This window comes from Arthrobacter sp. OV608 (assembly GCA_900110595.1).
GTDB lineage: Bacteria > Actinomycetota > Actinomycetes > Actinomycetales > Micrococcaceae > Arthrobacter.
The window spans coordinates 1-23,787 of record FOEZ01000012.1 but is presented as its reverse complement, the minus strand read 5'-3'; the positions used below and the strand labels follow the sequence as shown (position 1 = coordinate 23,787).

Sequence of the window (23,787 nt, the reverse complement as noted above, 5' to 3'; positions counted from 1 at the left end):
CTGACCTGCTCAGACACTGACGACAACCTTGCCGCGCGCCCGCCCCTCGCGGAGGTACTGGATGGCGGCCGGCGCTTCGGCAAGGGGAAAGACCTTATCCACCACAGGTTTGACGCTTCCGGCCTCAATCATCGACGCAAGGGCCTCGAGATCCAGGTCCGTTTCCTTGGCGACAAGCCCCTTGAGCTTCCGGCCGGAAAACAAGCCGACCAGTGGCGCAACCAGGGACCGCTGAAACCCGCCGGTCAGTTTTCCGCCACCTTCGCCGCCGATGATCACCAGCGTGCCCTTGGGTACGAGCAGCCGGCGCAGGAGTGACAGCGGCCGGTTGCCGGCCGTGTCCAGGATGACGTCGTACAGCGTGCCGGCGCCCGCAATATTGGTCGTCCTGTAGTCAATGACGGCATCCGCCCCAAGGGAACGGACCAGGTCAACCTTGCCGGTGCTGCATACCCCTGTCACCTCCGCTCCGAAGGCTTTGGCCAGCTGGACCGCGAAGGACCCCACTCCCCCGCCCGCGCCAAGGATCAGCACCTTCTTGCCGACAGTGACCTGGCCGGCGTCGCGGACAGCCTGCAGGGCAGTGACGCCTGAGATCGGCGAAGCCGCGGCTTCTTCGAAAGAGAGGCTCGCAGGTTTTCGGGCCAGCTTGTCCTCCTTGGCACAGACGTACTCGGCAAAGGACCCGTCGCAGGTGCCAAACACCTCGTCCCCTGCAGCAAAACGTGTCGTTCCGGGCCCTACCGCCTCCACCACGCCGGCCACTTCCCGGCCCCGGACCGGAACCTTCGGATTCTTCAGCCCATAGCCAAAGAGCCGGACCAGATACGGCAGCCCGGTCATCAGGTGCCAGACGCCCTGGTCGACGCCGCCCGCCCGCACCCGGATCAACACCTGGCCGTTGCCGGGCCCGGGCTTGGCGATGTCCCGCAGTTCGAGCACGTCCGCCGATCCATAAACGTCCTGAACGATTGCTTTCATCATCGAACTCCTTCGGGCTGGTGGTACGGGGGCACAACAACCTCATCCGTCCGGTTACCGGCGGCCCCTCAAGGTAAGGAAAAGCCGGAGTCGAGTCAAGGGCACCCCTCAGAACCGAAAACGCAGCGGTCCACCGTCCAATCTGAAATGAAAGACACCAAGCCCCCGTGAGGCTCATCACGTCGCCCGCGGAAGTGGTCTGCTGGTTACCGGCCCACCTCCCAAAGACGAGAAGGTATTTGTATGCAACAAGCACCAAGCCCAACCCGGAACGAAAGTCCGGCCGCACAACAAACCGCAACAGCCGCCGTCGGAAGCGTCCTGAACCGCGGGCTGAACGTGCGCCATATCCGGTTCATGGCCCTGGGTTCGGCGATCGGCACGGGCCTCTTCTACGGGTCGGCCTCCGCAATCCAAAAGGCCGGCCCCGCCGTCCTGCTGGCCTACATCATCGGCGGCGCAGCCGTGTTCATGGTGATGCGCGCCCTCGGCGAAATGGCCGTCCGGCACCCGGTTTCCGGCTCATTCGGCCAGTACGCCAGCCGCTACCTGGGCCCGCTGGCGGGCTTTGTGACCGGCTGGACCTATGTCTTCGAAATGGCCATCGTGGCCATCGCGGACGTCACGGCCTTCAGCATCTACATGGGCTTCTGGTTTCCACAAGTGGAGCGCTGGATCTGGATCCTTGCCATCATCTTCTTCCTGGCCGCCCTGAACCTGCTCAGCGTCAAGGTCTTCGGCGAACTGGAGTTCTGGTTCTCGCTCATCAAGGTGGCGGCCATCATCGCCATGATCGCCGGCGGCGCAGCCATCATCGTGTTCGGCTTCCAGGCCGAGGCATCCACTGTCGCTCCCGGCCTGGGCAACCTCGTGGAGCACGGCGGGTTCTTCCCGTTCGGCTTCGAAGGGCTCCTCGCCTCCTTCGCCGTGGTGATGTTCGCCTTCGGCGGGATCGAGACCCTCGGCATCACGGCCGGCGAGGCGGCCGACCCGAAAAAGGTCATCCCCAAGGCGGTCAACACCGTCCCCGTGCGCGTCCTGCTGTTCTACGTCCTCACCCTGGGCGTGCTCATGAGCCTCTTTCCGTGGAACGAGATCGGCAGCAACGGCAGCCCCTTCGTCCAGATCTTCAGCGGCCTGGGCATCCCCGCGGCCCCGCACATCCTGAACGCCGTGGTGATCACGGCCGCGCTCTCCGCCATTAACAGCGACATCTTTGGCGCCGGCCGCATCCTCTTCGGCCTCTCCCGCCAAGGCCACGCCCCGGCCGCCTTCGGCAAGGTGTCCCGGCACGGGGTGCCTTGGATGACGGTGGTGATGATGGCCGCGATCCTCCTGGTGGGTGTGGTCCTGAACGCCGTCATCCCCGAGGACGTCTTTATCCTCATCGCATCCATCGCGACGTTCGCCACCGTCTGGGTCTGGGTGATGATCCTTGCTTCCCATGTGGCCATGAAGCGGGAAATCGCGCGAAGCGGCCTGCCGGCGTCGGAATTCCCTTCGCCGTGGTGGCCTGCCGCGTCGATCCTCACCATTGCCTTTATGGCGCTGGTGATCGCCGTCCTCGGCGCCTTCGAGGACACCCGGATCGCCTTGTATGTTGGCGGAGCCTGGCTGGTGCTCCTCATCCTCGCGTACCGTTTGTGGATCAAAGGTGACGGACGACGGCGGGCCGAGCTAGTGGACGAAACGTCACCGCTGCCTGTGGTTGCTCCAGCCGAAGTCGCCGCCGACCGCAGCCGCGGCTGAGCACACAGGACCAGGCAGCGCCAGGCGATGCCTGGCGCACCCTGCCGGGGCTAAACTCAGGCATGGTTCCACTGTCCAACCTGCTTGCCTTTGCCCTTGCCGCCGTAATCCTTATCGCCGTGCCGGGGCCCAGCGTCCTGTTCGTGATCGGCCGTTCCCTTGCCCTCGGCTGGAAGAGCGGCGTCCTCACCGTGCTGGGCAATGCCACCGGGCAGCTGGTGCAAGTGGCAGCGGTGGCGTTGGGCGTGGGAATTGTGGTGGCGCAGTCGGTGATCCTGTTCAGTGTGGTGAAACTGGCTGGTGCCGCCTACCTGGTCTACCTGGGCATTAAAGCTATCCGGCACAGGCGGGAGCACCCCTCCGCCGAGAGCCGGCCCATGGACCCGCGGCCGCTACGCCTGGTGGCCGACGGCCTGGCCGTAGGCGCCAGCAACCCCAAATCCGTGGTGTTCTTCGTAGCTGTCCTGCCGCAGTTTGTGGATTACTCGTCCGGGGCCATCGCATTCCAACTGGCGCTGCTCGGGGTGCTGTTTGTACTGATAGCACTGGTGTCAGACAGCCTCTGGGCCATTGCCGCAGGATCGGCCCGGCACTGGTTTGCCCGCTCGCCCCGCCGGATTTCCGCCATGGAGGCAACCGGCGGGGCGCTGATGATTGGCCTTGGCGGCACCCTCGCGCTGACAGGGACCAAGTCCTGATTTCCTGATTGCCCGGCCCGGAAGGCCGGGCAATCAGAAAATGGCAATCAGCGAAGCTGCAACCTAGGCAGTCGCAGCGGCGGCCCGCACAGCTTCGCCCAGGGACGTCGTCGGGCGGCCGATCAGCGTGCGCAGGTCCCCGGTGCTGACCAGGAGGTCGCCCCGGGCAATCCCGAGATCGGAATCGGCGAGGATATCCGCGAATGCCTCCGGCACGCCGAAACCGGCCAGCATTCCGGCATATTCCTGGGCCGGGAGGTCCTGGTAGGCGACATGCTTTCCTGCGGCAGCGGTGATCTCGGCGGCCAGCTCAGCCATGGTGAACGGCTCGTCGCCACCGAGTTCGTAGATCTTGCCTGCCTGGTCATCGGCAACCAGAACGGCGGCAGCCGCGTGGGCATAGTCCGCGCGCGACGCTGCACTGACGCGGCCTTCGCCTGCACTTCCGGCGATGGCACCCTGGGCAAGCGTGCCGGGCAGCTGCTCGGTGTAGTTCTCCAGGTACCAGCCGTTACGCAGGAGGACAAAAGGAACACCGGATTCCCGCAGGATGGCTTCCGTGGCCTGGTGCTCGCCGGCCAGCTTCATTGACGTGGTGTCCGCGTTGGCGATGCTGGTGTAGGCAAGCAGTTCAACACCTTCGGCCTTTGCGGCTTCAATCACAGTGCGGTGTTGCTCCACCCGCTGGCCCACCTCGCTGCCGGAAATGAGGAGGACCTTGGAGGCACCCTTCAGGGCCTGGGCCACGGAGGCGGGATTAGCGTAATCCATGCCCTTTACCTGGACACCGCGCTCCGCGAAGTCTGCGAGCTTTTCAAGGGAGCGCCCGGTGGCCACGATCTCCTGCGCGGGAACATTGCGCTCCAGCAGTGCCTCGACTACGTGGCGGCCCAGTTTGCCGGTTGCGCCGGTGACGACGATGCTCATGAAATTTCCTTCCGTTGGGGTTGTTCATGGAGCACAACCACGACACCTTCCCGATACTTCCCGAAAGAGAGTACGCACTTTCAGGTAAGGTACTGGTATGGAAGTAAGTACCTCCGCTACTGCCCTTTCCGCACCCCTTCCCGTGGCGCTTGCCGACGGCGTGTTCCCGGCCGGGTGCCCCAGCCGGACGGTCCTGGACCATATCACCAGCAAATGGGGCGTACTGATCCTGCTGGCGTTGTCCGAGGGTGAGCAGCGGTGGAGTGAGCTGCGGCGGCGGGCCGAGGGCATCAGCGAGAAGATGCTGGCGCAGACCCTCAAGACGCTCGAGCGTGACGGCCTGGTCAGCCGGAAAGCGCAGCCCGTCATTCCGCCGCGGGTGGATTACAGCCTGACCGAGCGCGGCTACGAACTGAGCGCACTGCTGGTTCCGCTGGTGGCGTGGGCATTCGAGAACGCGGAAGAAATAGTCAACGGCCCGCGCTGACCGGGCACGATCCGCTGGTGCCCGGCGGGAGAACCCAAGCAAGTAGTCCCGCCTGGAAAAAGCGGGTACATGTTACTGGTGTGACTGGTGTGAATAGCGCATAGCTTTAGCGTAAGGTGCCAACCGGAATGGGAGGGCCGCCCTCTGCTGGGAGCGTTCCGGTTACCTGCACCGCCAGTGGGTGGCTTCGCTGCCGCCCGCGAGGAGTTGGTACGTATGGTGAAAACTTATGTCCCCGACCCGGCCGGCATGGGCCAGCCCATCAGCCTTGCTACTGCCGCGGTAAAAGCGTGGGACCGGGCAAGGACCGCCCTCACCCCGCGGTCCCCGTTCAAGATCGGCGATGCAGTGGTGGGGGATGATCCCTTTAGCGGCCGGCGCGAGGGAATCGTGGTGCTCCGGCAACGCAACTCCGTGGGCGTGAAAACCGCCCACGGAGTGGTGTTCTACGATCACCGCCAAGTGCGGCAGCTGGACTGAGCTGCCGCTGAGGTATTGCCGAGGTGTGGCTGCCGGCGGGTGTTGCCCGCCGGCGGATGCTACCGGGCCGACCAGCCGCCGTCCATCGTGTAACTGGCGCCGGTAACCATGCCGGCGTGGCCGGAAGCAAGCCAGGCCACCAGGGACGCAACCTCCTCGGGCTCCACCAGGCGCTTGATGGCAGACTCGGTGAGCATCACTTTGGCCAGCACCTCGGATTCGGGGATGCCGTGTACCTGGGCCTGGTCCGCAATCTGCTTCTCCACCAGCGCCGTCCGGACGTAGCCGGGGTTGATGCAGTTGGACGTGACTCCGTGCTCGCCGCCTTCGAGCGCCGTCACCTTGCTCAACCCTTCCAGGCCGTGCTTGGCGGCAACGTATGCGCTCTTGAAAGGAGAGGCCCGGATCCCGTGCACCGAGGACAGGTTGATGATCCGCCCGAAGCCGTTGCTGTACATGTGCGGCAGGGCCGCCCGAATCAGCAGGAACGGAGCCTCCAGCATCAGGGCGATGATCCGGCGGAACTGCACGGGATCAAACTCCTCAATGGGGCTGATGCGCTGGATCCCGGCGTTGTTCACCAGGATGTCGCAGTCCAGGCTCAGGGTGGCGAGCGAGTCCACGTCCAGCAGGTCAACAGTCCAGGAGGTGCCGCCCACCTCGTCGGCGAGCGCGGCGGCTCCGGCGGCATCGACGTCGGCCACCACCACTTTCGCCCCGCGTGCGGCAAGCTCGCGGACGCACGCGGCGCCGATTCCGCTGGCTCCCCCGGTGACCAGGGCCTTGCGGCCATTCAACGTGTTGTTATCCATTGCAGTTCCCTTGCGATTGTCCATCGGAAGTCTCCAGCTGCCCAGGCAGCTTAGCGGGTCCTGGCGGGGAGCAGGCCTTCGCGGGCGGCGTCGGCCTTGTCCACTTCCTCCAGGGCGATGCCCTTGGTTTCCCGCAGGCTCAGCACTGCCACCGCGGTGATGGCGCAGGCCACCACCAGGTAGATGGCGGTGGGCACCCAGGACCCGGTGTCCTTCAGCCACTGGGTGGCAAGCAGCGGTGCGAGCGAGCCGGCGAAGATGGAGGTCACCTGGGAGCCGAGCGAGACGCCGGAGTAGCGCATGCGGGTGGGGAACAGTTCGGCCATGATGGCCGGCTGGCCGGCGTACATGAAGGCGTGGAGGCAGAGCCCGATGGTCACGGCCGCCACGATCACAACGGGGCTGCGGGTATCAAACATGGGGAAGGCGAAGAACGGCCAGGCCGCGCCGGACACCGCGCCGAACAGGTACACGGGCTTGCGTCCGAATTTGTCCGCCAGGCGCCCCACCTGCGGTATCACCAGGAAGTGGATGACGTGGGCGATCAGGAGGGCCAGCAGGAGCGAGGAGGTGTCGTACTTGTGGACGGTCTTGAGGTAGACGATCGCGAAGCTGACCACCAGGTAGTACATGATGTTTTCGGCGAAGCGCAGGCCCATGGCCTGGAAGATGCCCTTGGGGTACTTGCGGACCACTTCGGACACGCCGTAGCTGACGGCCTGTTCCTTCTCCACCAGCGCCTTGGCCTCCAGGAAGATGGGGGCTTCGGTGACGTGGGTGCGGATGTAGTAGCCAACGAACACGATCACGGCGGACAGCCAGAACGCCACGCGCCAGCCCCAGCCAAGGAACGCCTCGCTGCTGAGGGTTGTGGACATGATGAACAGCACCAGGGTGGCCAGCAGGTTGCCCACCGGCACGGCGGCCTGCGGCCAGCTGGACCAGAAGGCGCGTGACTTGTTGGGGCTGTGCTCGGCCACCAGCAGCACCGCTCCGCCCCATTCGCCGCCGAGGGCAAAGCCCTGGATGAAGCGCAGTGCCACGAGCAGGGCCGGTGCGAGGTAGCCGATATCGGCGAAGCCGGGCAGGCAGCCCATCAGGAACGTTGCCACACCCACAATCACAATGGTGAGCTGCAGCGTGGGCTTGCGGCCCAGTTTGTCGCCAATCTGGCCGAACACAATCCCACCCAGGGGCCGCGCCACGAAGCCGACGGCGTAGGTAAGGAAGGCCTGGATAATGCCGTCCAGTTCGTTCCCGGTGGCCGGGAAGAAGTACTTGCCGAACACCAGGGTGGCGGCGGTGGCGTAGAGGAAGAACTCGTACCACTCCACTACCGTGCCCACCATTGAGGCGGCCACGATTTTCTTTAGTCCGGATCCTTTGGATGCAGGTCCGGCAGTATTGTCCGCCGGGCGTTGTTCAACGCTCATGGGGTTTCTCCTAAGTGTCTTCGGTGACACGTGCTGTGATCTCCAGCACCTGAATGGCTCCCCTGAGTATTGCTGCACAAACAAACAGCTTCAATAGCCAAACCGGCACCAAGTATGTGCAGAATTGCAGATATGAAAGCCAACCCTGATGATTTGCTGGTCCTTTTGGCGGTGTCCCGCTCCGCGAAATTTACGACGGCGGCGCAGGCCCTGGGCCTCAACCACACCACCGTCTCACGCAGGATAGCCGCGTTGGAGAAGGCGCTCGGCGGCCGCGTCCTTGCACGGGCCACCGGCGGCTGGGAGCTGACGGACCTCGGCGCCCAGGCGGTCCAGGTGGCCGAACAGGTGGAAGCGGTGGTGGGCACGCTGGGAGCAGAAGGCGAGGCACCCGACCCGATTACCGGCGTCGTGCGTATGACCGCCACGGACGGGTTCAGCGCCTACATTGCCGCCCCGGCTGTAGCCCGGCTCCGGCGTGGCCACCCTGGCCTCAGCGTGGAGGTGGTGACCATGACCCGGCGGGCGCTGCAGCAGCGCTCAGGCCTGGACATCGAAGTGGTGGTGGGCGAACCCCAGGTGCACCGGGCCGAGGCGGTGCGGCTGGGCGACTACATGCTGGGAATGTACGCCTCCCGGGCCTACCTGGCCGAACACGGAACCCCGGCCACCGTGGCCGAACTCAACGAGCACCCGCTGGTCTACTTTGTGGACTCCATGCTGCAAGTGGACGACCTGGATGCGCCCCGCCGGCTGGTGCCCGCCATGCGCGACGGCCTGACCTCCACCAACGTTTTTGTTCACGTGGAAGCAACCCGCGCCGGTGCCGGGATTGGTTTCCTGCCCTGCTTTATGGGCGATCTTCACGGGGACCTGGTGCGCCTGCTGCCCGCCGAAATCGCCGAACTATTGCCGTACTGGATGGTGCTGCGGCCGGACTCACTGCGCCGCCCGGCCGTGGCCGCCGTAGTCCAGGCGCTCCGCGAGCAGATGGCGGAGCACCGGGACTGGCTGCTGGGCAAGGGCAACTCCGCTGGTTGAGGCTGCAGAAACCTGGATTTCGACAAGCTCAATCACCGGTTGACGGCTCAATCACCGGCAACCGGGTCGTGGCGGACTGGGGAGCCCGCCGCGAACGCCCGGACCTGGTCGTCGTCCCAGAGGTGGGCCGGGACGGCTCCGCCCAGGAGCCGGCGGTGCAGCTTGGGGTCGTCGCCAAAGGGGACGTCGCTGCCGGCCATCACCATGTTTCCGTAGCGGCGGCCCTTGAGCATGGCGGGGTCCGCGATGATCACCGTGTATTTGAAGGCGGCCGCGATGGTGGCGGCGTCCTCGCGGGCGTTCTTGAGGTCCGGCGCATCGCCGGAGTTCACCACGTAGAGTCCGCCCGGCGCCAGCACGCGTTTGGCATGGTCGGTGAACTCGGCCGTGGTCAGCGCCCGTGGGGTGAAGGCGCCGGCAAAAACGTCCCGGATGATGAAGTCCCGGGTTTCGGCGGTCAGGGTTTCGGTGACCTCGCGGGCCTCCCCCACCCGCAGGCGCAGCAGCGGTGCCTTGGGGAGGTCGAACCAGTTGCGCACGTACTCCGCGAGCTTGCCGTCCAGCTCCACCACTACCTGCCGCGCGTCCGGGTACACGGCATGGAAGTAGCGGGCCAGGGAGCAGGCCCCGCCGCCCAGGTGCAGGCCGCGCAGCTTCTGCTGCGTGCCGGAAACGCCCGACGGCGGCCAGCGCGACTCGATCAGCGCGGACATCCAGCGCATGTACTCGAAGTCCAGGAACAGCGGGTCCGCCAGGTCGATGTGGGAGCTCATGACGCCGTTGATCTTCAGGAGCCAGCCGGTGGAGTTGTCCTGGTCCGCGATCAGCTCGCAGTCCCCGGTGTCGATGTAATACACACCTTCAACAGGTCCGCTCTGGCGGGAACCCGCGGGCACGTCAACCACCCCGGCTACCGCACGCATGCCGTTCCGGCCCCCTGACCTTCCGCGTTTAGCCATTACCCGTGCCGCGCTTCAGTCATGGTTCAACCTTAGTTGCCGCTCGATACAGCTGGCACCTTAGTTGCCGGGCACGGCCCCCTCGCCCTCCCGGATCCGTTTCACCACGGCAGTGGTGGACCGCTCAGCCACGTAGTCAAGGATGGCCACCCTGCCGCCGTATTCCTCCACGGCGGGCGTCTCGGCCAGCATTTCCGGACTGTAGTCCCCGCCCTTCGCGTACACCTCGGGCCGGAGCTGCCGGATGAGCGGTGCCGCCGTGGGGGTGTCAAACACTGTCACGTAGTCCACGCAGCTCAAGGCCGCCACCACCGCCGCACGGTCCGCCATGGAGTTGATGGGGCGGCCGGCACCCTTGAGTTTCCGTACGGAATCGTCGCTGTTCAGCGCCACCACCAGGACGTCGCCAAGCTGCTTGGCCTGGTTGAGGTAACGGGTGTGGCCGCTGTGCAGCACGTCGAAGCAGCCGTTAGTGAGCACAATCCTCTGGCCCTGCGACCGGTGCAGCTCCAGCTGCCGTTCCAGTTCGTCGGCACCAAGGGCAGTGTCAGCAAACGCCTTCAGGTACCGGCTGAGCTGGCCCGTACTGCAGACGGAGGTTCCCGGCTGGTGCACCACCACGTCCGCGGCCGACTGGGCAAGGTCCAGGCTGGCCGTCAGCGGCAACCCGGCCGCGCGCGCAAGCGTCAGCGCCGCAACGAACGTATCCCCGGCACCGGACGCCTGCTTCTCGGCGGCCGGCCGCGCCCACGTACGGTGCGTGACGCCGTCGGGCCTCAACAGCACGGTGCCGTCCCGGTCCAGGGTGACCACCACGGCGGCCGCACCGGTGGCTGCCAGCAACTCCTCCGAGTGCGCGCTGACAGCTTCGACCCGGTCCTGGCCGTCCGGAAGCCGCAGGTCCAGCATCCGGGCGGCTTCCTGCGCGTTGGGCGTCACCAGGTCCGGGCGCAGTGGTGCCCATGGGCGGGGATCATGGGAGTCGACCACCAGCAGCGGGCGTTCCCCCAGTGGAACGGGCGTCTCCCCCAGCGCATCGATCAAACCTTTGTGGACGGGCCCGGCAAGCACACCCTTGCCGTAGTCGCACACCAGCACCGCGTCCTGGCGTTCGACGGCGGCACGCACCGAAGCTGCCAGCGTCTCCAGCGCCTCGGCCGGCACCGCCTTGGCGGAGTCGTCGAGGCGGAGCATCACCTGGCCGCCGCTGCTGATCCGGATCTTGGTGGTGGTCACCATGTCCGGATGGCTGTGGAGGTGGGTCACGTCGATGCCGGCCGCGACGAGCTGGCTGCGCAGGTCCTCGCCGGCATCATCGGTTCCGACGATGCCTGCCACCGAAACCCTGGCTCCGAGGGCAGCCAGGTTCATGGCCGTATTTGCTGCCCCGCCGGGGACGGACTCCCGGACCTGGAGGTCCACCACCGGGGCGGGGGCCTCACGGCACAGCCGCTCGATGCTGCCGCTCCACCAGCCATCCAGCATCAGGTCGCCGATCACCAGGACGGCCGGCTGCTCCGCTGCCAGCCGGCCGGGCAGCCACTCGGACAGCGCCCGCTGCGTGGACAAGTCCGCCACGGCAGGGTCCACCGGCAGGTTCTCGGGGTGCAGGCTCATGACTTGTCCTGTTCATCGGCTGAGGATTCGGAGCCCGGGCTATCAGGAGCAGCGCCCGAATTGTCCTTTGTTGATTCCGGCGGCGCCGCTATGTGCACCACTTTCACCCGGCTGAATTCGTCCAGCAGCTCCGGGCCGTAGCCGAAGCCGGCACCGCTTTCGCCGCGAGGCTGGGCCGCACCGCCCGGGGCGCCGCCGAACACTTCGTTGATCTTTACCGTGCCTACCGGGAGCGCGGCCACTGCCTGCTGGATGTGGGCGATGTTGCCGCTCAGGACTGTGGCGGCGAGGCCGTACTTGCCGCTGCACGCGAGCCGCAGCCCGTCGTCGAACGATTCCACCACCTGCACCGGGGCAACAGGCCCGAAGGTTTCCTCAGTCATGATCTGCATATTGTCGGTGCAGTCCAGCAGGACGGTGGCCGGGTAGAAGGAGCCCGGTCCGTCGGGAAGGGTGCCGCCCTCCACCGCCCGTGCGCCCTGCCGCATCGCGTCGGCCACCTGGGCGTGGACCTCGTCCCGCATTCGCAGATCCACCAGCGGGGCTACGCTCCCGTTGTTGTTGCGCAGGGCCGCTTCCGTTTCCAGGGCAGCGCAGAACTCCGCTGCGATCTCCTGATGCACGTAGATCCGCTCCACAGCCACGCAGATCTGCCCGCTGTTACTGAAGGCGCCGATTGCGGCCTGCCCGGCTGCCCACACGGGGTCCACGTCGCGGTCCACCAGCAGCGGATCGTTGCCGCCGTTCTCCCGGATCACATGGGCGCCGGTCAGCACGCCGGCCCTGGCGATCCGCGCACCGGCCGCGCTGGAGCCGACATGCGCGATGACGTCCACCCCGGACTGCGTCAGGAGTGCCCCGACGTCCGCACCGCCGGACACCGTCTGGAACACGCCGGGCGGAAAGGCCGGAGCCAGGACTTCGCCCAGCGCCTCGCCCAGCCGCGGGCAGCGCTCGCTCGGCTTGTGCACAGCGGTGTTGCCGGTCACCAGTGCAGCCCCGATCAGGCCGCACGCCACCGCCACCGGATCATTCCACGGTGTCAGGAGGGCAGCCACGCCGCGCGGCTCGGCCACCGTATAGTCGGCAGCGAGCCGGTTGCCGAGCAGGCTGTGGCCACGGTGGACGGGTCCCAGTTCCGCGTGCTGCTCCAGGGTGGAAACCCCTGCGCCGATGCCGGCGAGCGCCTCCTCCACCGGCCGGCCCGTTTCGCTGAAGTTGAGTTCGGCCAGTTCCTGCGCGGCTGCTTCAAGTGCTTTCGCCGCCTTCCGGAGGGCGGCGCCGCGTTCCCCCGGAGCAGTGGAGGCCCACTCAGCTGAAGCCCTCCGTGCCACTTCCACGGCATGGGTCACTGCGGCCGGTTCCGCTTCCGGCACGGTCCACAGGACGTCACCGGTCCTGGGGTTCAGGATGGTGATGCCGTTGCTGTCAGTTGCTTCCGGTTGTGCAGTTTTGTCCTGCACAGTGGAGTCCTGAGCGGTGGCGTCCTGTGCGGTGGAATCTTGTGCAGTGGTGTCTGTGGCGATGCTGGGCATGATGTTCCTCCCGTCGGTTCCGGCGTGGGTCGTCTTGGCGTTTAGGGCCAGGAGCCCTCTTCTTCATGGCAGATCAGCATTTCGCGGACCTCGCAGCCAGCGGGCTGGGACAACGCAAAGAGGATCGCCTGCGCCACGTTGTTGGGATCGTTGAGCCGTGAATCGTCCTGCGGCTTGTACTGCTCGGTCCGGTCGTCGAAGAAGCGCGTCTTCATGCCGCCGGGAATCATGGTGGTCACGCCGATCTCACCGCCGGTCTCCGCTGCGAGCGCGTGGCTGAAGCCCACCACGCCGAACTTGGACGCGCAATAGGCGGTGGCATCGGCCACGGCACGCTTGCCCAGCGTGGAGGCGACAGTCACCACCCGGCCGTGGGAGGACTTGAGGTAGGGCAGGGCCGCCCGCACCACGGAGACGGTACCCATCAGGTTGACCCCGATCACTTTTTCCCATTCCGTGGCCTCAACGTCGGCCAGCTTGCCGCACCGGTCGATGCCGGCGGCCGTCACCACGGCTTCGAGCCCGCCCAGTGTTTCGGCGGCTTCCTTGACGGCGGCCTCCACTGCCAGGCGGTCCGCGACGTCCACTTCGAATGCCTTGACGGCGGACACGTTGCTGATGTCGCGGTCCAGCACCACGGGGGTGCCGCCTGCCTTCAGGACAGCGTCGACGACGGCGGCTCCCAGTCCGGAGGCGCCTCCGGTCACAAGTACACGTCCGGGTGATTTCACATCGGCAGTCATGGTGTTCCTTTCGATTGGGAATTCAAACTCTTTGGTGCAATCAGCTGACTTTTAGCGGTCAGCTCACTTTGGCGAGGGCATCGGCCAGGCCGGTGGTGGACCGTGCAGGGTGGTACGGGACCGTCAGGCAGCGTCCGCCCCAGCTCTCCACCAAGGGGGCCTCGGGCAGGCTGGCGCCCTTGTAGTCGCCGCCTTTGACCCAGATGTCCGGGCGGAGGCGTTCCAGGGCGGCCTCCGGAGTGTCTTCGTCGAAGACCATCACGGCGTCCACGCATTCCATCGCGAGGAGCAGCTCGGCGCGGTCGTGCTGGCCGATGATGGGCCGCTCCGGCCCCTTCAGCCGCCGCACGGAATCGTCCGAGTTCAGGCACACGATCAGGCAGTCCCCGAGTTCGCGGGCAGCTGCCAGGGACCGGACATGCCCGGCATGCAGCAGGTCGAAGCACCCGCCGGTGGCCACCACCTTGCCGCCGCTTTCCCGCACGGCGCGGGCCAGCAGCAGCGGGTCGCTGATGCGGGGCCGGACTTCCACGGGCTCCCCGGCATCCGGAAGGGCGGATACCCCGCCGTTGGCCAGGAAGTCGGCAGCATCATGGACTGCGAGCACCGCGGCTTCGTCGAGCCCGCGGCCGGCCAGGAGGTGCACGGCAAGGCTGGCGGCAAGCCGGTCGCCGGCCCCGCAGGGATCACCGGCTTCCACCCTCGGGGCGGGAACGGGTTCCGGGCTGCGGCCGGGCCGGCACAGGACAGCACCGTGCTCTCCCTTGGTCACGAGGACCGCCTGGCTGCCCCATTCCTCCAACAGGACAGTGCCTGCCTCCGCGGCAGGATCGCTACCGGGATCCGGTGCAGCAGACAGCCGGACAGCTGCCGGCTCCTGCGGTGTTTCCTGCCGGTCTTCCTTCCGGCCGCGCGACTGCACGGCCTTCTGGGCTTCAGCCAGGTTTGGCGTGACGACGGCGACGCCGGGCACCGGGTCCGGCCCGGCCGGGTGCGGGTCCCAAACGATGGGAACCTCATCCGCCAACCGGGCCAGGAGCTCCCTTATTTGAGGGTTCGCCGCAAGGCCACGGCCGTAATCGGCCACGATGATCACACCGGCCTTCTCCACCGCACGGAGCATGGCCGCGCTGACCTCCGGGACGGGAGTCTTTCCACACCCCTGGTCAAAACGGACCACTGGGTGCGATCCTGCCCGGACGCGGGTTTTGACCGGCGAGGCATAACCGCTGGGACCGGACACGAGCCGCACTCCGGCGAGCTGCCCTTGAAGCTGCCTGCCGGCGTCGTCATCGCCCAAAACCGTCACCAGCGTGACAGGCCAGTTGTCCTGCGCAAGCATCCGGGCCACCAGGCCTGCTCCCCCGGCGCGGCGCTTGACGCCGGACACGTCCACCACGGGCACGGGTGCATCGGGGCTTAGCCGCGTGGCTTCACCGGACAGGTCCACGTCCAGCATCACATCGCCCACCACCACGATCCTCATGCCACACCACCGCGCTTCTGCAGCCCCTGGTTTTGCACACCAAGGTTTGTCAAAGCCAGCGGATCAGCGGACCCGCGCCGGCCCACCTCGAGGTCAAAGGCGCGGCAGATGGCATGCAGGGCGATCAGATGCCCCTCCTGGGCGTTGGCGTTGAGCGCGTCAATCATGACCGCCTCGTCACAGGCCTCAGACAACGGATTGGGACCGGTGCCCGTAAGCGCCCAGGTGGTGATGTTCAGGCGCGACGCTGCTTCGGCGGCCCGCAGCAGGTTGGGACTCTTGCCGCTGGTTGACAGCAGCATCAGCACGTCGCCGGACCTGCCGTGGGCCCGCACCTGGCGGGCGAAAACGTCGTCGTACCCGTAATCGTTGGCGATGGCGGTCATGGCCGAGGACTCCGCGTGGAGCGAGATGGCAGAGAAGGGCACCCGCTCGCCGTCGAACCTTCCCACCAGCTCCGCCGTGAGGTGCTGGGCCTCGGCAGCCGATCCGCCGTTTCCGGCGGCGAGAAGCCGCTGGCCGCGGAGCAGGCGCTGGGCGAGCTCCACTCCCCAAGCGGCCAGGCGGCCGGATTGGCTCCGCAGCGAATCGAGGGCCGGCACCACGTTGTCCAGGTGCGCGCGCACCGCCTCCGCGCTGTCCGGATCCACAAAAGTGGCACCGGGCAGCACCGCGGGCCGCGGGGCCGGCCGTGCCAGGACCGGCAGGTCGGCTTCACGAAGGGACCATTCCGCAGTCACAGTGCCGCTCCTTCCATCGGGACGACGCCGGGGGCAGCCCCGGCCACCGCCAGCTGATAGGCCTTTTCGGTTTCGGCTGCCACCCGGTCCCAGGAGTACCTGGCCCGTGCGCGCCGCTTTCCTGCATCCCCAAGCTCCGTCCGCAGGGCGGGGTTCTCCAGCAACAGCGCCAGCGCTGACGCGATGGCCTCCGGGTCCCGCGGCGGCACGTGCAGCCCGGTCCCGTGGTCAACCACTGTGTCCCTGAGTCCGCCCACAGCAGCAGCAACTACAGGGACGCCGCAGGCCATGGCCTCGAGCGGGACGATGCCGAAAGGCTCGTACCAGGGCGCGCACACCACTGCATCGGCACTGCGGAAGATGCCGGGCATCTCGCCGCGGGACACCTGGCCCTGCAGGTTCACGTGGTCCGCAACGCCGAGTTCCCCGGCAAGTTCCAGCAGCCGGCGGACTTCGGGATCGGCGTGCAGCACTCCTGATTCTGCGCCGCCGCCCACAATCAGGAGTTCGACGTCGTCAAAACCCGCGTCCTTGAGGTACGGCAGCGCACGGATCACCAGGTCCACGCCCTTGCGCGGCACCAGTCGGCCCACGGAGAGGATGCGGTGCTTGCGCTGCCTGGCGGCCGCCGGGCCGTCTGTGGAAAAGAAGCCCAGGTCCACCCCGCAGGGGGCAATCGAAATCTTTGCAGTGTTGATGCCCATGGCTTTGAGTTCAAAAACTTCGTCGGAGCAGGTGGCAACGATCCGGTCCACGGACCGTCCAACTCCGGGTTCGAGCCAGCGGCGTTCGGCCGGGCTGGTGTCCTCCGCGCCCTGGTGCCGCCGCTTGACCGTGCCCAGGGCGTGGAAGGTCTGGATGACGGGAACCCGGTAACCCTGCTCCGGCCGGCGGGCGGCGTCCAGGGCTGCCAGGCCGGACATCCAGAAGTGGCCGTGCACCACATCAGGAGGACGCTGGCTCCAATCCCGCGCCACGCCGTCGGCAAGCTCGCCCATGTAGGGCAGCAGCTCATCCTTGGGGACGTGCCGGGCAGGTCCGGCGTCCACGTGGACCACTTCGAACCGGCGCCCCACACGGACCCTTTCCGGAAGCTCCGTTGCGTCCCGGCGGGTGTAGACAGTGACGTGGTGGCCGCGCTTGGCAAGTGCTTCGGACAACGCGGCAACGTGCACGTTCTGCCCGCCGGCGTCCACCCCGCCCAGCGCCGCCAGCGGACTGGCGTGCTCGGAAATCATCGAGATCTTCATGGGGTCTTCCTCTCTCGCGCCGGGACAAGGATCTTCTCGTCCAGGCCGTCGTTGCTGGCGGTAAGCGGGTGCAGGGTCCCCCCGCTCAGGTCCGCGAGGAGCTCATCCCAGCGGTCCTGGAACCTGCCCAGGCTGTAGCGTTCCAGTGCCGCCTCACGGGCGGCGACGCCCCGCCGTCGGGCTTCATCCGGATTGGCAACGAGCCGCTGCGCGCAGCGGAGCAGCTCGTCGATATCGGCGGAGACGATGCCAGCCTCCGGCGGCACGGCCCGCGACGCTTCGGTGGTGGCCAGCGCAACCACCGGCATGCCCAGGTGCATGGCTTCCAGCAGGGACAATCCCAGGGAGGTCCAGCGCATGGGGTGTACATAGACACGGCAGCGGGCCAGCTCCCGGTGCAGCTCGCGGGTCTGGAGGTCGCCGCGGGCCGTCAGCCGGGAGGCGTCAATCCCGGCGGCAGCGGCCAGGCCATCGGTCTTCATGCCGAACACCTGGAGCGGGGCAACGGAAGCGAATGCGGGCAGGAGGTCCGTGCCGGTGACCCTGCCGCGGCGGATGGGTTCATTCACCACCACGCCCAGCTCCGGCAGCTCACCGGTGTAGAGCTGCCCCGGGTCTGGAATCCCGTGTTCGATGACCAGGCTGCGCGCTGATCCGTTATCCCACGCCAGCTTGTTGAAGTGCGTGACGTGCACCAGGGGGATGGCGTCCTGGTCCGCAAGCGGATGCCGGGTAAACGGAAAATCGCCCTTGGGGGTGTTGTGCTCCACGTACACGGCCGGCAGGTCGACTCCAGGCCTGCGGCCGAGCAGCCGTGCAACTTCTGCGATTTCCTCAGGGCGCTGCAGGACGACGGCGTCAACGGCGTCCGCGTCCAGTGCGGCAGGATCCACCTCCCGCACCGACGCCGGCCAGTCCCTGCCGGCACGGCCCAGTCCCCAGGCACCACCCCCCGGCAGGACAGGAAGCAGGTACTCGTGACGGCCACGCACAAACGCGTCCGTCCATGAACCGTGGACATGCCAGAGCAGGATTCTCATCTGTTGCGGGCCTTTCTACGGGTACTGACGTGGGTACTGAAGGAGCTCACCCCGCCGATCAGGCGCTCCACGGCCGCCACCACTTCCTCCGGCGAAACCGAGTCAAGGCACGGGTGGCCCGGCACGGGGCAGACCCGGGCGCGGGACATCCGGCAGGCGGCGTTCTGGTCCCCGAGCAGCTCCAGCGGGACTCCATACGGCGCCCACCGGATGGCCGGTACCACCGGCGAAAAGAGGCAGGCCACCGGAGTGCCAACGGCTGCGGCGAGGTGTGCCGGCCCGGTGTTGCCGGTGACCACGGCGTCGGCCCCGGACATCACCCCGGCCAGGGTGTGGAGGTCCGTGCGGCCGCCAAGGTCGAGGGCGGACGGTCCGGCGACTGTCGCCGTCAGCGAGGTTTCTCCAGGGCCGCCGGTCACCACCACCCGGTGCCCGGCGCCCTGCAGGAGTTCGACGGCGGCAGCATGGTGCAGCGGCGGCCACGCCCTGGCAGGGACGGCGGCTCCGGGATGCACCACGACGTAGGGTTCGTCACCCACGAGGTCCCGGACGCCGGGTACCGATGCAAGGCGGAGCTTGCCGTCGTCTCCGGCAGGCAGCCGGAACCCGCCCGCTTCGGCGATGCCCAGCGCGCGCTCGGCCTCGGGCTGGTCTTCGGGAAAGTCCTCGCCGGGCTTGAGCCGTACATCCAGCAGGGAGCCGGCGTAATCGGTGGACGCCCCGGTGATCCGTTCCACGCCTGCCAGCCGGAGCAGCAGTGCCAGCGGCAGGGGTGACTGGTGGAAGGAGGTGAGGATGACGGCCTCGTTAATCCGGGAGTTACGGACATACTCGATGAGCCTGTCTGCGTGCGGGCCGGTCATCCGGGGAGCGGGATTCATGATCCACGGGCTGTCCCAGCTGTAGACCTCGGCCACGCCCGGCAGCATTGCCGCCGCCGCCTCGCCCTGCCGTCCGCACAGCATCACCACCTGGTTCGGGCGGCTGCCGTCCCGGAACCGGCCGTTGGCGACTGCCCGCACGGCGGGCCCGGCCAGCAGGACATCACCCATGCTGTCCAGGCGTGCCACCAGGACGCTGCCCATCAGGGCTGCCCCACGAGCAGTGAGACGGCTTCGGCCAGGTTCCGGGCCACCAGCTGGGCCTCGGCCACCTCCTCGAGCCGGGTCACGGGGGTGGGAACGAGTACGCCCGTTGCTCCGGCGGCTTCGGCGGCGCGCACGTCGGCACCGATATCGCCAATGAGCGCCGCCTCCGATTCCTGGATGCCAAGCTTGCGGCAGGCACTGTGCACCATTCCCGGTGCGGGCTTGCGGCAGGAGCAGAGGTCCTGCTCCGCATGGGGGCAGATTTCCCACACATCAAAGGGCCCCAGCAGCTCCTCCACCCTGGCATTGACGCCGGCCACATCGGCGGCGGTAATCAGGCCGCGAGCGATTCCCGACTGGTTACTGACGACCCCGATCGCGACCCCATCGGCCCGCAGGGCGTCCAGGACGGCCTTCGCGCCCGGCATCGGCGTGACCCGGCCGGGATCCCCGTTGTAGGGCACATCAACTACCAGGGTCCCGTCCCGGTCGAACAGGACAGCACGGAACTTCGAGGTTACGGAGCTTCCCATACACACTCCGTTCCCCACTGCTGCTGCTCCTAAACAGGGGCTGCTGCTTTTCTCGCCTTTGAGCAGGCAAGATAGGACTCCGCCGGGCTCCCCCGGTGCCGGGGCCGCCTTCGGCACGCCTTGGGAACTAACAGCTTCCAGCCCCGAATGCTGCCCTGGAGGTAGTCCGGCGGGATGGAACTTTGCCGGAAACTGAGCCAGGAGCTGCGGAGCCCGTCGTTCCCTCCGAGGACCGGAAGGATCCGGCAGAGCCAGCGGAGCGACTCGGTTCCGTCCGGACGCCGGCCACGTGCCCGCTATTTAACAGGCGGCGCTGGAGCTCCACGAGCACCCGGGCCAGCCGGCGGGAAACCTGCATCTGCGACATCCCCAGCCGCTTCCCCAACTGGACCTGGGTTTCCTCACAGAAATAGCGGCGGTACAGCAGTTCCCGGTCCGCGGCATCCAGGTCCTGCATCGCCTCGCGAAGGCAGGCCAAGTCTTCAAGCCGTTCCAATGGCGTTTCCGGGCAGGCGAGCAAGTCGCCGATGGACGGGGCGTCGCTGTGCGGGTTGGCTGCGTCCAGTGAGTCCGGGTGCATGCTGCTCAACGCCGAGATGGCTTCCCGGACTTCGGTGGCGTCAGCCCCCAGCTCCGCTGCCAGCTCCTCCACACTGGGATTCCTGCCCAGCGCCTGGACCAGCTCCGGTTCCACGCGGAACATCCTGGTGCGGAGGTCCTGGATGTGCCTCGGAGGCCGGACCACCCACGTACGGTCACGCAGGTATCTCTTCAACTCCCCCGCGATAGTGGGTGCCGCATAGGCGGGGAAGCTTTCCCCCTTGGACTGGTCGAAGCCGCGGGCGGCCTTTACCAGTCCAAGGTAGGCCACCTGGTTCAGGTCGGCGCGTTCCCGGCCCCGGGCTTCAAAACGGGCGGCCAAGGCCTCGGCAAGGTCCAGATAGCTCAGGACCAGGTCATTTTCGAAGGTCTCCCGCAGCCGCCCCTGATTGTTGGCGGGCCGGATTTCCCTTGGTGGTTCCAGGCACGGCTCCTGGACGGGCGTATTATCCACGGCAAGCGCGGCGAAAGATTCGGGCATTGTCGTTGGTTCCCTCGGTCTGGTTCCGAAAGCCTGCGGCAAGACTTAGCAGTAGGAAATCATAAGGCTGCTTATAAAACAATCCTTCGCAGCATTAGGCTCGGCATGTAAGACGAAACTGCCCACTTCTGCCAAGGAGCCTTGCCATGCGCATCGCCATCACCGGAGCCAGCGGAAATGCAGGAACCGCGCTGCTGCGCACCCTGCACGGGAAACTCGCCAGCAGGCCGGGAAGCCTGGAGCTGACAGGCATCAGCAGGCGCCTGCCGGACACATCCCGCGCCCCGTACGCTGCGGTTGCCTGGCACACGCTCGATATTGGCCTGGAAAGCGACCGCGCCCGGCTGGAATCCGCGCTGACGGGCATTGATTGCGTGGTGCATCTGGCGTGGCAAATCCAGCCGAACAGGGACCTGGACCAGCTGTACCGGACCAATGTCACCGGAACGGCAAACGTCCTGGAAGCCGCGCGGAAGGGCGGAGTCAAGCAGGTGGTCTGCGCGTCCTCGGTGGGCGCGTACAGCAAGGCGCCAAAGGACCGCCGGTCCGATGAATCGTGGCCCGCGACCGGCATGGCGGGTTCGCACTACAGCCGGCACAAGGCTGCCCAGGAAGAGCTCCTCGACAGGTTTGCGGCAGCGGAGCCGGGCATCGCCGTGGCCAGGCTCAGGCCGGCACTGATTTTCCAGCGTGGCGCAGGGAGCGAGATCGGGAGGTATTTCCTGGGGCCGATCATCCCCCGGCTCCTGCCGGGGAGGCCCTGGATTCCCCTACTGCCCGCCCCGGACGACCTGATTTTCCAGGCCGTCCACGCAGACGACGTCGCCGAGGCCTACTGGCGGGTTATCGACCAGCGGGCATCCGGAGCTTTCAACATCGCAGCGGAGCCAGTGCTCACGCCGGAGGAACTTGCCCGGATCGTCCAGGCGCGGAGAATTCTTCCCATTCCCATGGGACTGCTCCATAAACTCGTGGGCCTCGCCTGGCGGCTCCACCTCGTGCCTACGGACTCCGGATGGGTTGAGATGGCGGCAGGCGCGCCCGTTATGGACACAAGCCGTGCCCGCCGGATCCTGGGGTGGGAAGCGAAAAAATCGTCAATAGAGGCCGTGCTGGACATACTGGAGGGCATCGGGACGGGGGAAGGAGTGGCTCCCTCCCCCGTCCTGACGCCTCGTCAAGGCATCTCACCCCGTCAAGGCACCTGACCCAATCAAGGCGTCCCACCGAGTCGAGGCGTCCCACCCAGGAGCCAGGCAGCGTCCCGCACCCGGATGGGATTCCGCCCCGTTTGCGGCCTAAATGCCTGAACGCGGATTTTCGCGGTCTACATGCGAGCCGCCCTGGCCCGGACCGGCATCACCTTGCCGGCGGTCATCGCGTGCCCCATTCCCGGCTCCCGCTTCACGGGCAGTATCAGCGGCGTCGCGGGCCGCGTGAGTGCGGTTGCCGGCACCGCGGTTGGCGCCATCACGGTCCCGGTCTCCCTTGACATCGGGGTCAATCTCATCCGCTTTCCGGGTCCTTTCGCCCACGTCGTCACGGAGCGTCCTGGCCTCGGTGGCCTGCTGGTCCGCCTGTTGGCGCAAGCGTGCGGCTTCGACCTGCGCCTGTTCTGCATCCGCCCTGGCACGTGTTGCCTTGGCCTCGCGCTCACGGGCATCCAGTTCCCTGTCCTGGGCCTCGCGTCGGATTTCCGCAGCCTTCTCGCGGTGCGCGTCGTCCCGCTTTTGCTGGATCGCCTTCCGGCGTCGTCCTGTTGCGAGCAGCAGCAGCACAATCAGCACCACCACAACTATGGCAATTACTACCCAAACCCACGGAGCTATGTCCAAAATACCCACCACTTCCACCTAGATGTGACCGGGCCGGCGGAGGCCATTCCGGTTGATTTTTTTGGAACCGTTTATAACTCGCTTAGCAAGCGTACTTACCTTTTATTAGTAATCATGCTTATTATTTTAGGGCCAGTATCGCTGGTTCTTGATCAACAACCGGCCTTCTTGGAAAGAGAGAGCGAAGATGACAGAGAACCAATGGCCCGAGGATCCCGCTTACACGGCTCCGCCGGCCTCCACAGGAATCCCGGGCGAGCGAAGCGCCACCACTTTCCCGCCCGCCGCCACGCCCCAATATGGCGAGGTACCCTCGGGTGACACCGCTGGGACGTCCCGCAAGGAAGCGGCAAAAGAAGAAGCAGCAGATGTAGCCCGTACGGCGAAGGGCTCAGCACAAAATGTCGCCCACACTGCCAAAGATGAAGCTGCCAACGTCGCCGCCGAGGTGAAGTACAGCGCACAGGACCTGCTGTCACAGGCAAAGTCCGGACTGACCAGCCAGGCCGGGACGCAGCAGCAGAAGGCGGCAGAAGGTATCCGCACCATCTCCAGCCAGTTGCACAGCATGGCAAGCGCTCCCGATCAGCAGGGCATGGCCAGTGATTTGATCCGGCAGGCTGCCCAGCGCAGTGAATCGGTGGCGTCCTGGCTTGAAAACAGGCAGCCGGGCGACCTGCTCGGCGAAGTCCAGAAATTCGCCCGCAACCGCCCCGGCACCTTCCTCCTGCTGGCAGCAGGCGCCGGCGTCCTGGCAGGCCGGCTCACCCGCAGCCTCACCGCCGGCGCCACCGGAAGCCAGAGCGGCACCAGCAGCAGGGGACTTTCGGGCCAGTACTCCAGCCCCTACGGCGACCAGTACGGCAGCACTTACAGCGACCAGTACAGCGAGGGCTACGTCCCCACCGGCGGAACAGTACCGCCTCCCCCGGTCCAGCAGCCGGGCCCGGCCACCACGACTGCAGGCTACGACGACGTCGCTGCCGGCACCATGTATCCAACAGCTGCGTCCACCGCCAGCCCCCTGGGCAGCCCTGACCTGGTGGAAGAAGAACCCTGGTCCGGCAACCGGACGGCCGAGGACCCGTTGGGCGACCGTACCCTTGCCGATGACCCCATGGCCGGAGACCCCCTGACCCGGGACCGCTCCAGGGACGGCCAGTCTGGTGGACTGTGATGAGTAGCCAGATTCCGGAGATGCCGCCGAGTGAGGCGCATCAGAAAGCGGATAACGCGTCGTTGGGTGAGTTGCTCGGTGAAGTGACCAGGGAC

General features: G+C 66.8%; 23 protein-coding genes. 7 read left to right on the top strand and 16 right to left on the bottom strand.

Features of this window, described 5'->3' with window-relative positions:
* Positions 1 to 9: 9 nt before the first annotated feature.
* Positions 10 to 984 (bottom strand): NAD(P)-dependent alcohol dehydrogenase, encoded by a 975-nt coding sequence (locus tag BMX78_RS15365; RefSeq protein ID WP_353615447.1) that lies wholly within the window; start codon positions 982 to 984, stop codon positions 10 to 12.
* A 240-nt stretch (positions 985 to 1,224) separates the two neighbouring features.
* Here BMX78_RS15365 and BMX78_RS15360 point away from each other — a divergent pair, with 240 nt between their 5' ends.
* Both BMX78_RS15360 and BMX78_RS15355 read left to right on the top strand, forming a co-directional pair.
* The gene (locus BMX78_RS15360; protein WP_170850839.1) at positions 1,225 to 2,730 is read left to right on the top strand and encodes an amino acid permease; all 1,506 of its coding nucleotides are present in this window, start codon (positions 1,225 to 1,227) and stop codon (positions 2,728 to 2,730) included.
* A 62-nt stretch (positions 2,731 to 2,792) separates the two neighbouring features.
* Positions 2,793 to 3,428: a LysE family translocator gene (locus tag BMX78_RS15355; RefSeq protein ID WP_091420904.1), complete on the top strand. Its 636-nt coding sequence runs from the start codon at positions 2,793 to 2,795 to the stop codon at positions 3,426 to 3,428.
* Between the two features lie 63 nt (positions 3,429 to 3,491).
* Here the strand turns inward: BMX78_RS15355 and BMX78_RS15350 are convergent, their stop codons facing one another.
* Complete coding sequence (locus tag BMX78_RS15350; RefSeq protein WP_091420902.1) at positions 3,492 to 4,355, bottom strand: SDR family oxidoreductase; 864 nt, start codon at positions 4,353 to 4,355, stop codon at positions 3,492 to 3,494.
* 97 nt (positions 4,356 to 4,452) lie between these two features.
* Between BMX78_RS15350 and BMX78_RS15345 the strand changes: the two genes are divergently transcribed.
* Both BMX78_RS15345 and BMX78_RS15340 read left to right on the top strand, forming a co-directional pair.
* Positions 4,453 to 4,842 carry a winged helix-turn-helix transcriptional regulator gene (locus BMX78_RS15345; protein WP_091420900.1) on the top strand — a complete coding sequence of 130 codons (390 nt, stop codon included), beginning with the start codon at positions 4,453 to 4,455 and terminating at the stop codon, positions 4,840 to 4,842.
* 216 nt (positions 4,843 to 5,058) lie between these two features.
* Positions 5,059 to 5,322, top strand: a complete 264-nt coding sequence (locus BMX78_RS15340) for a hypothetical protein (protein WP_091420898.1) — start codon at positions 5,059 to 5,061, stop codon at positions 5,320 to 5,322.
* A gap of 59 nt (positions 5,323 to 5,381) precedes the next feature.
* Here the strand turns inward: BMX78_RS15340 and BMX78_RS15335 are convergent, their stop codons facing one another.
* Complete coding sequence (locus BMX78_RS15335; RefSeq protein WP_091421188.1) at positions 5,382 to 6,134, bottom strand: 3-hydroxybutyrate dehydrogenase; 753 nt, start codon at positions 6,132 to 6,134, stop codon at positions 5,382 to 5,384.
* 50 nt (positions 6,135 to 6,184) lie between these two features.
* Entirely contained in the window at positions 6,185 to 7,567 is a 1,383-nt protein-coding gene (locus BMX78_RS15330) for an MFS transporter (protein ID WP_091420895.1), read from the bottom strand.
* Between the two features lie 132 nt (positions 7,568 to 7,699).
* Between BMX78_RS15330 and BMX78_RS15325 the strand changes: the two genes are divergently transcribed.
* Positions 7,700 to 8,608, top strand: coding sequence for a LysR family transcriptional regulator (locus BMX78_RS15325; RefSeq protein WP_091420892.1), 909 nt, complete (start codon positions 7,700 to 7,702; stop codon positions 8,606 to 8,608).
* A 47-nt stretch (positions 8,609 to 8,655) separates the two neighbouring features.
* On the opposite strand, the gene BMX78_RS15320 is transcribed toward BMX78_RS15325, so the two are convergent.
* From BMX78_RS15320 to BMX78_RS15270, 11 genes are all read right to left on the bottom strand, one after another.
* A complete protein-coding gene (locus tag BMX78_RS15320) occupies positions 8,656 to 9,567 on the bottom strand; it encodes a spermidine synthase (protein ID WP_091420890.1) in 912 nt (303 codons plus the stop codon).
* A 60-nt stretch (positions 9,568 to 9,627) separates the two neighbouring features.
* On the bottom strand, positions 9,628 to 11,184 hold the full coding sequence (gene rfaE2, locus BMX78_RS15315) for a D-glycero-beta-D-manno-heptose 1-phosphate adenylyltransferase (protein WP_091420888.1): 1,557 nt from the start codon (positions 11,182 to 11,184) through the stop codon (positions 9,628 to 9,630).
* On the bottom strand, positions 11,181 to 12,719 hold the full coding sequence (locus BMX78_RS15310; RefSeq protein WP_091420885.1) for an aldehyde dehydrogenase family protein: 1,539 nt from the start codon (positions 12,717 to 12,719) through the stop codon (positions 11,181 to 11,183). The genes rfaE2 and BMX78_RS15310 overlap by 4 nt, the downstream gene beginning before the upstream one ends.
* A gap of 41 nt (positions 12,720 to 12,760) precedes the next feature.
* Positions 12,761 to 13,462: an SDR family oxidoreductase gene (locus BMX78_RS15305; protein ID WP_091420883.1), complete on the bottom strand. Its 702-nt coding sequence runs from the start codon at positions 13,460 to 13,462 to the stop codon at positions 12,761 to 12,763.
* A gap of 58 nt (positions 13,463 to 13,520) precedes the next feature.
* Entirely contained in the window at positions 13,521 to 14,948 is a 1,428-nt protein-coding gene (locus BMX78_RS15300) for a PfkB family carbohydrate kinase (protein WP_091420881.1), read from the bottom strand.
* Positions 14,945 to 15,688 (bottom strand): D-sedoheptulose-7-phosphate isomerase, encoded by a 744-nt coding sequence (locus BMX78_RS15295; RefSeq protein WP_286139054.1) that lies wholly within the window; start codon positions 15,686 to 15,688, stop codon positions 14,945 to 14,947. The genes BMX78_RS15300 and BMX78_RS15295 overlap by 4 nt, the downstream gene beginning before the upstream one ends.
* Positions 15,685 to 16,938 carry a glycosyltransferase gene (locus BMX78_RS15290; RefSeq protein ID WP_091420879.1) on the bottom strand — a complete coding sequence of 418 codons (1,254 nt, stop codon included), beginning with the start codon at positions 16,936 to 16,938 and terminating at the stop codon, positions 15,685 to 15,687. The genes BMX78_RS15295 and BMX78_RS15290 overlap by 4 nt, the downstream gene beginning before the upstream one ends.
* Positions 16,935 to 17,978, bottom strand: coding sequence for a glycosyltransferase (locus BMX78_RS15285; RefSeq protein ID WP_091420876.1), 1,044 nt, complete (start codon positions 17,976 to 17,978; stop codon positions 16,935 to 16,937). Before BMX78_RS15285 ends, BMX78_RS15290 begins: the two co-directional genes overlap by 4 nt.
* Positions 17,975 to 19,063 (bottom strand): glycosyltransferase family 9 protein, encoded by a 1,089-nt coding sequence (locus BMX78_RS15280; RefSeq protein WP_091420873.1) that lies wholly within the window; start codon positions 19,061 to 19,063, stop codon positions 17,975 to 17,977. The genes BMX78_RS15285 and BMX78_RS15280 overlap by 4 nt, the downstream gene beginning before the upstream one ends.
* Positions 19,063 to 19,599 (bottom strand): D-glycero-alpha-D-manno-heptose-1,7-bisphosphate 7-phosphatase, encoded by a 537-nt coding sequence (locus BMX78_RS15275; protein ID WP_091420871.1) that lies wholly within the window; start codon positions 19,597 to 19,599, stop codon positions 19,063 to 19,065. The genes BMX78_RS15280 and BMX78_RS15275 overlap by 1 nt, the downstream gene beginning before the upstream one ends.
* Positions 19,600 to 19,726: 127 nt before the next feature.
* Positions 19,727 to 20,680, bottom strand: a complete 954-nt coding sequence (locus BMX78_RS15270) for a sigma-70 family RNA polymerase sigma factor (protein WP_091420869.1) — start codon at positions 20,678 to 20,680, stop codon at positions 19,727 to 19,729.
* Between the two features lie 146 nt (positions 20,681 to 20,826).
* Between BMX78_RS15270 and BMX78_RS15265 the strand changes: the two genes are divergently transcribed.
* Entirely contained in the window at positions 20,827 to 21,888 is a 1,062-nt protein-coding gene (locus BMX78_RS15265) for an NAD-dependent epimerase/dehydratase family protein (RefSeq protein ID WP_091420866.1), read from the top strand.
* A 90-nt stretch (positions 21,889 to 21,978) separates the two neighbouring features.
* Here the strand turns inward: BMX78_RS15265 and BMX78_RS15260 are convergent, their stop codons facing one another.
* Positions 21,979 to 22,524, bottom strand: a complete 546-nt coding sequence (locus BMX78_RS15260) for a hypothetical protein (protein ID WP_139204993.1) — start codon at positions 22,522 to 22,524, stop codon at positions 21,979 to 21,981.
* A 178-nt stretch (positions 22,525 to 22,702) separates the two neighbouring features.
* Between BMX78_RS15260 and BMX78_RS15255 the strand changes: the two genes are divergently transcribed.
* The gene (locus BMX78_RS15255) at positions 22,703 to 23,692 is read left to right on the top strand and encodes a hypothetical protein (protein WP_091420861.1); all 990 of its coding nucleotides are present in this window, start codon (positions 22,703 to 22,705) and stop codon (positions 23,690 to 23,692) included.
* Positions 23,693 to 23,787 lie beyond the last annotated feature (95 nt).

Coding starts and splice junctions, on each gene's coding strand:
- BMX78_RS15365 (WP_353615447.1), bottom strand. CDS start 984: ATGATGAAAGCAATCGTTCAGGACGTTTATGGATCGGCGGACGTGCTC.
- BMX78_RS15360 (WP_170850839.1), top strand. CDS start 1,225: ATGCAACAAGCACCAAGCCCAACCCGGAACGAAAGTCCGGCCGCACAA.
- BMX78_RS15355 (WP_091420904.1), top strand. CDS start 2,793: ATGGTTCCACTGTCCAACCTGCTTGCCTTTGCCCTTGCCGCCGTAATC.
- BMX78_RS15350 (WP_091420902.1), bottom strand. CDS start 4,355: ATGAGCATCGTCGTCACCGGCGCAACCGGCAAACTGGGCCGCCACGTA.
- BMX78_RS15345 (WP_091420900.1), top strand. CDS start 4,453: ATGGAAGTAAGTACCTCCGCTACTGCCCTTTCCGCACCCCTTCCCGTG.
- BMX78_RS15340 (WP_091420898.1), top strand. CDS start 5,059: ATGGTGAAAACTTATGTCCCCGACCCGGCCGGCATGGGCCAGCCCATC.
- BMX78_RS15335 (WP_091421188.1), bottom strand. CDS start 6,134: ATGGATAACAACACGTTGAATGGCCGCAAGGCCCTGGTCACCGGGGGA.
- BMX78_RS15330 (WP_091420895.1), bottom strand. CDS start 7,567: ATGAGCGTTGAACAACGCCCGGCGGACAATACTGCCGGACCTGCATCC.
- BMX78_RS15325 (WP_091420892.1), top strand. CDS start 7,700: ATGAAAGCCAACCCTGATGATTTGCTGGTCCTTTTGGCGGTGTCCCGC.
- BMX78_RS15320 (WP_091420890.1), bottom strand. CDS start 9,567: ATGGCTAAACGCGGAAGGTCAGGGGGCCGGAACGGCATGCGTGCGGTA.
- rfaE2 (WP_091420888.1), bottom strand. CDS start 11,184: ATGAGCCTGCACCCCGAGAACCTGCCGGTGGACCCTGCCGTGGCGGAC.
- BMX78_RS15310 (WP_091420885.1), bottom strand. CDS start 12,719: ATGCCCAGCATCGCCACAGACACCACTGCACAAGATTCCACCGCACAG.
- BMX78_RS15305 (WP_091420883.1), bottom strand. CDS start 13,462: ATGACTGCCGATGTGAAATCACCCGGACGTGTACTTGTGACCGGAGGC.
- BMX78_RS15300 (WP_091420881.1), bottom strand. CDS start 14,948: ATGAGGATCGTGGTGGTGGGCGATGTGATGCTGGACGTGGACCTGTCC.
- BMX78_RS15290 (WP_091420879.1), bottom strand. CDS start 16,938: ATGAAGATCTCGATGATTTCCGAGCACGCCAGTCCGCTGGCGGCGCTG.
- BMX78_RS15285 (WP_091420876.1), bottom strand. CDS start 17,978: ATGAGAATCCTGCTCTGGCATGTCCACGGTTCATGGACGGACGCGTTT.
- BMX78_RS15280 (WP_091420873.1), bottom strand. CDS start 19,063: ATGGGCAGCGTCCTGGTGGCACGCCTGGACAGCATGGGTGATGTCCTG.
- BMX78_RS15275 (WP_091420871.1), bottom strand. CDS start 19,599: ATGGGAAGCTCCGTAACCTCGAAGTTCCGTGCTGTCCTGTTCGACCGG.
- BMX78_RS15270 (WP_091420869.1), bottom strand. CDS start 20,680: ATGCCCGAATCTTTCGCCGCGCTTGCCGTGGATAATACGCCCGTCCAG.
- BMX78_RS15265 (WP_091420866.1), top strand. CDS start 20,827: ATGCGCATCGCCATCACCGGAGCCAGCGGAAATGCAGGAACCGCGCTG.
- BMX78_RS15255 (WP_091420861.1), top strand. CDS start 22,703: ATGACAGAGAACCAATGGCCCGAGGATCCCGCTTACACGGCTCCGCCG.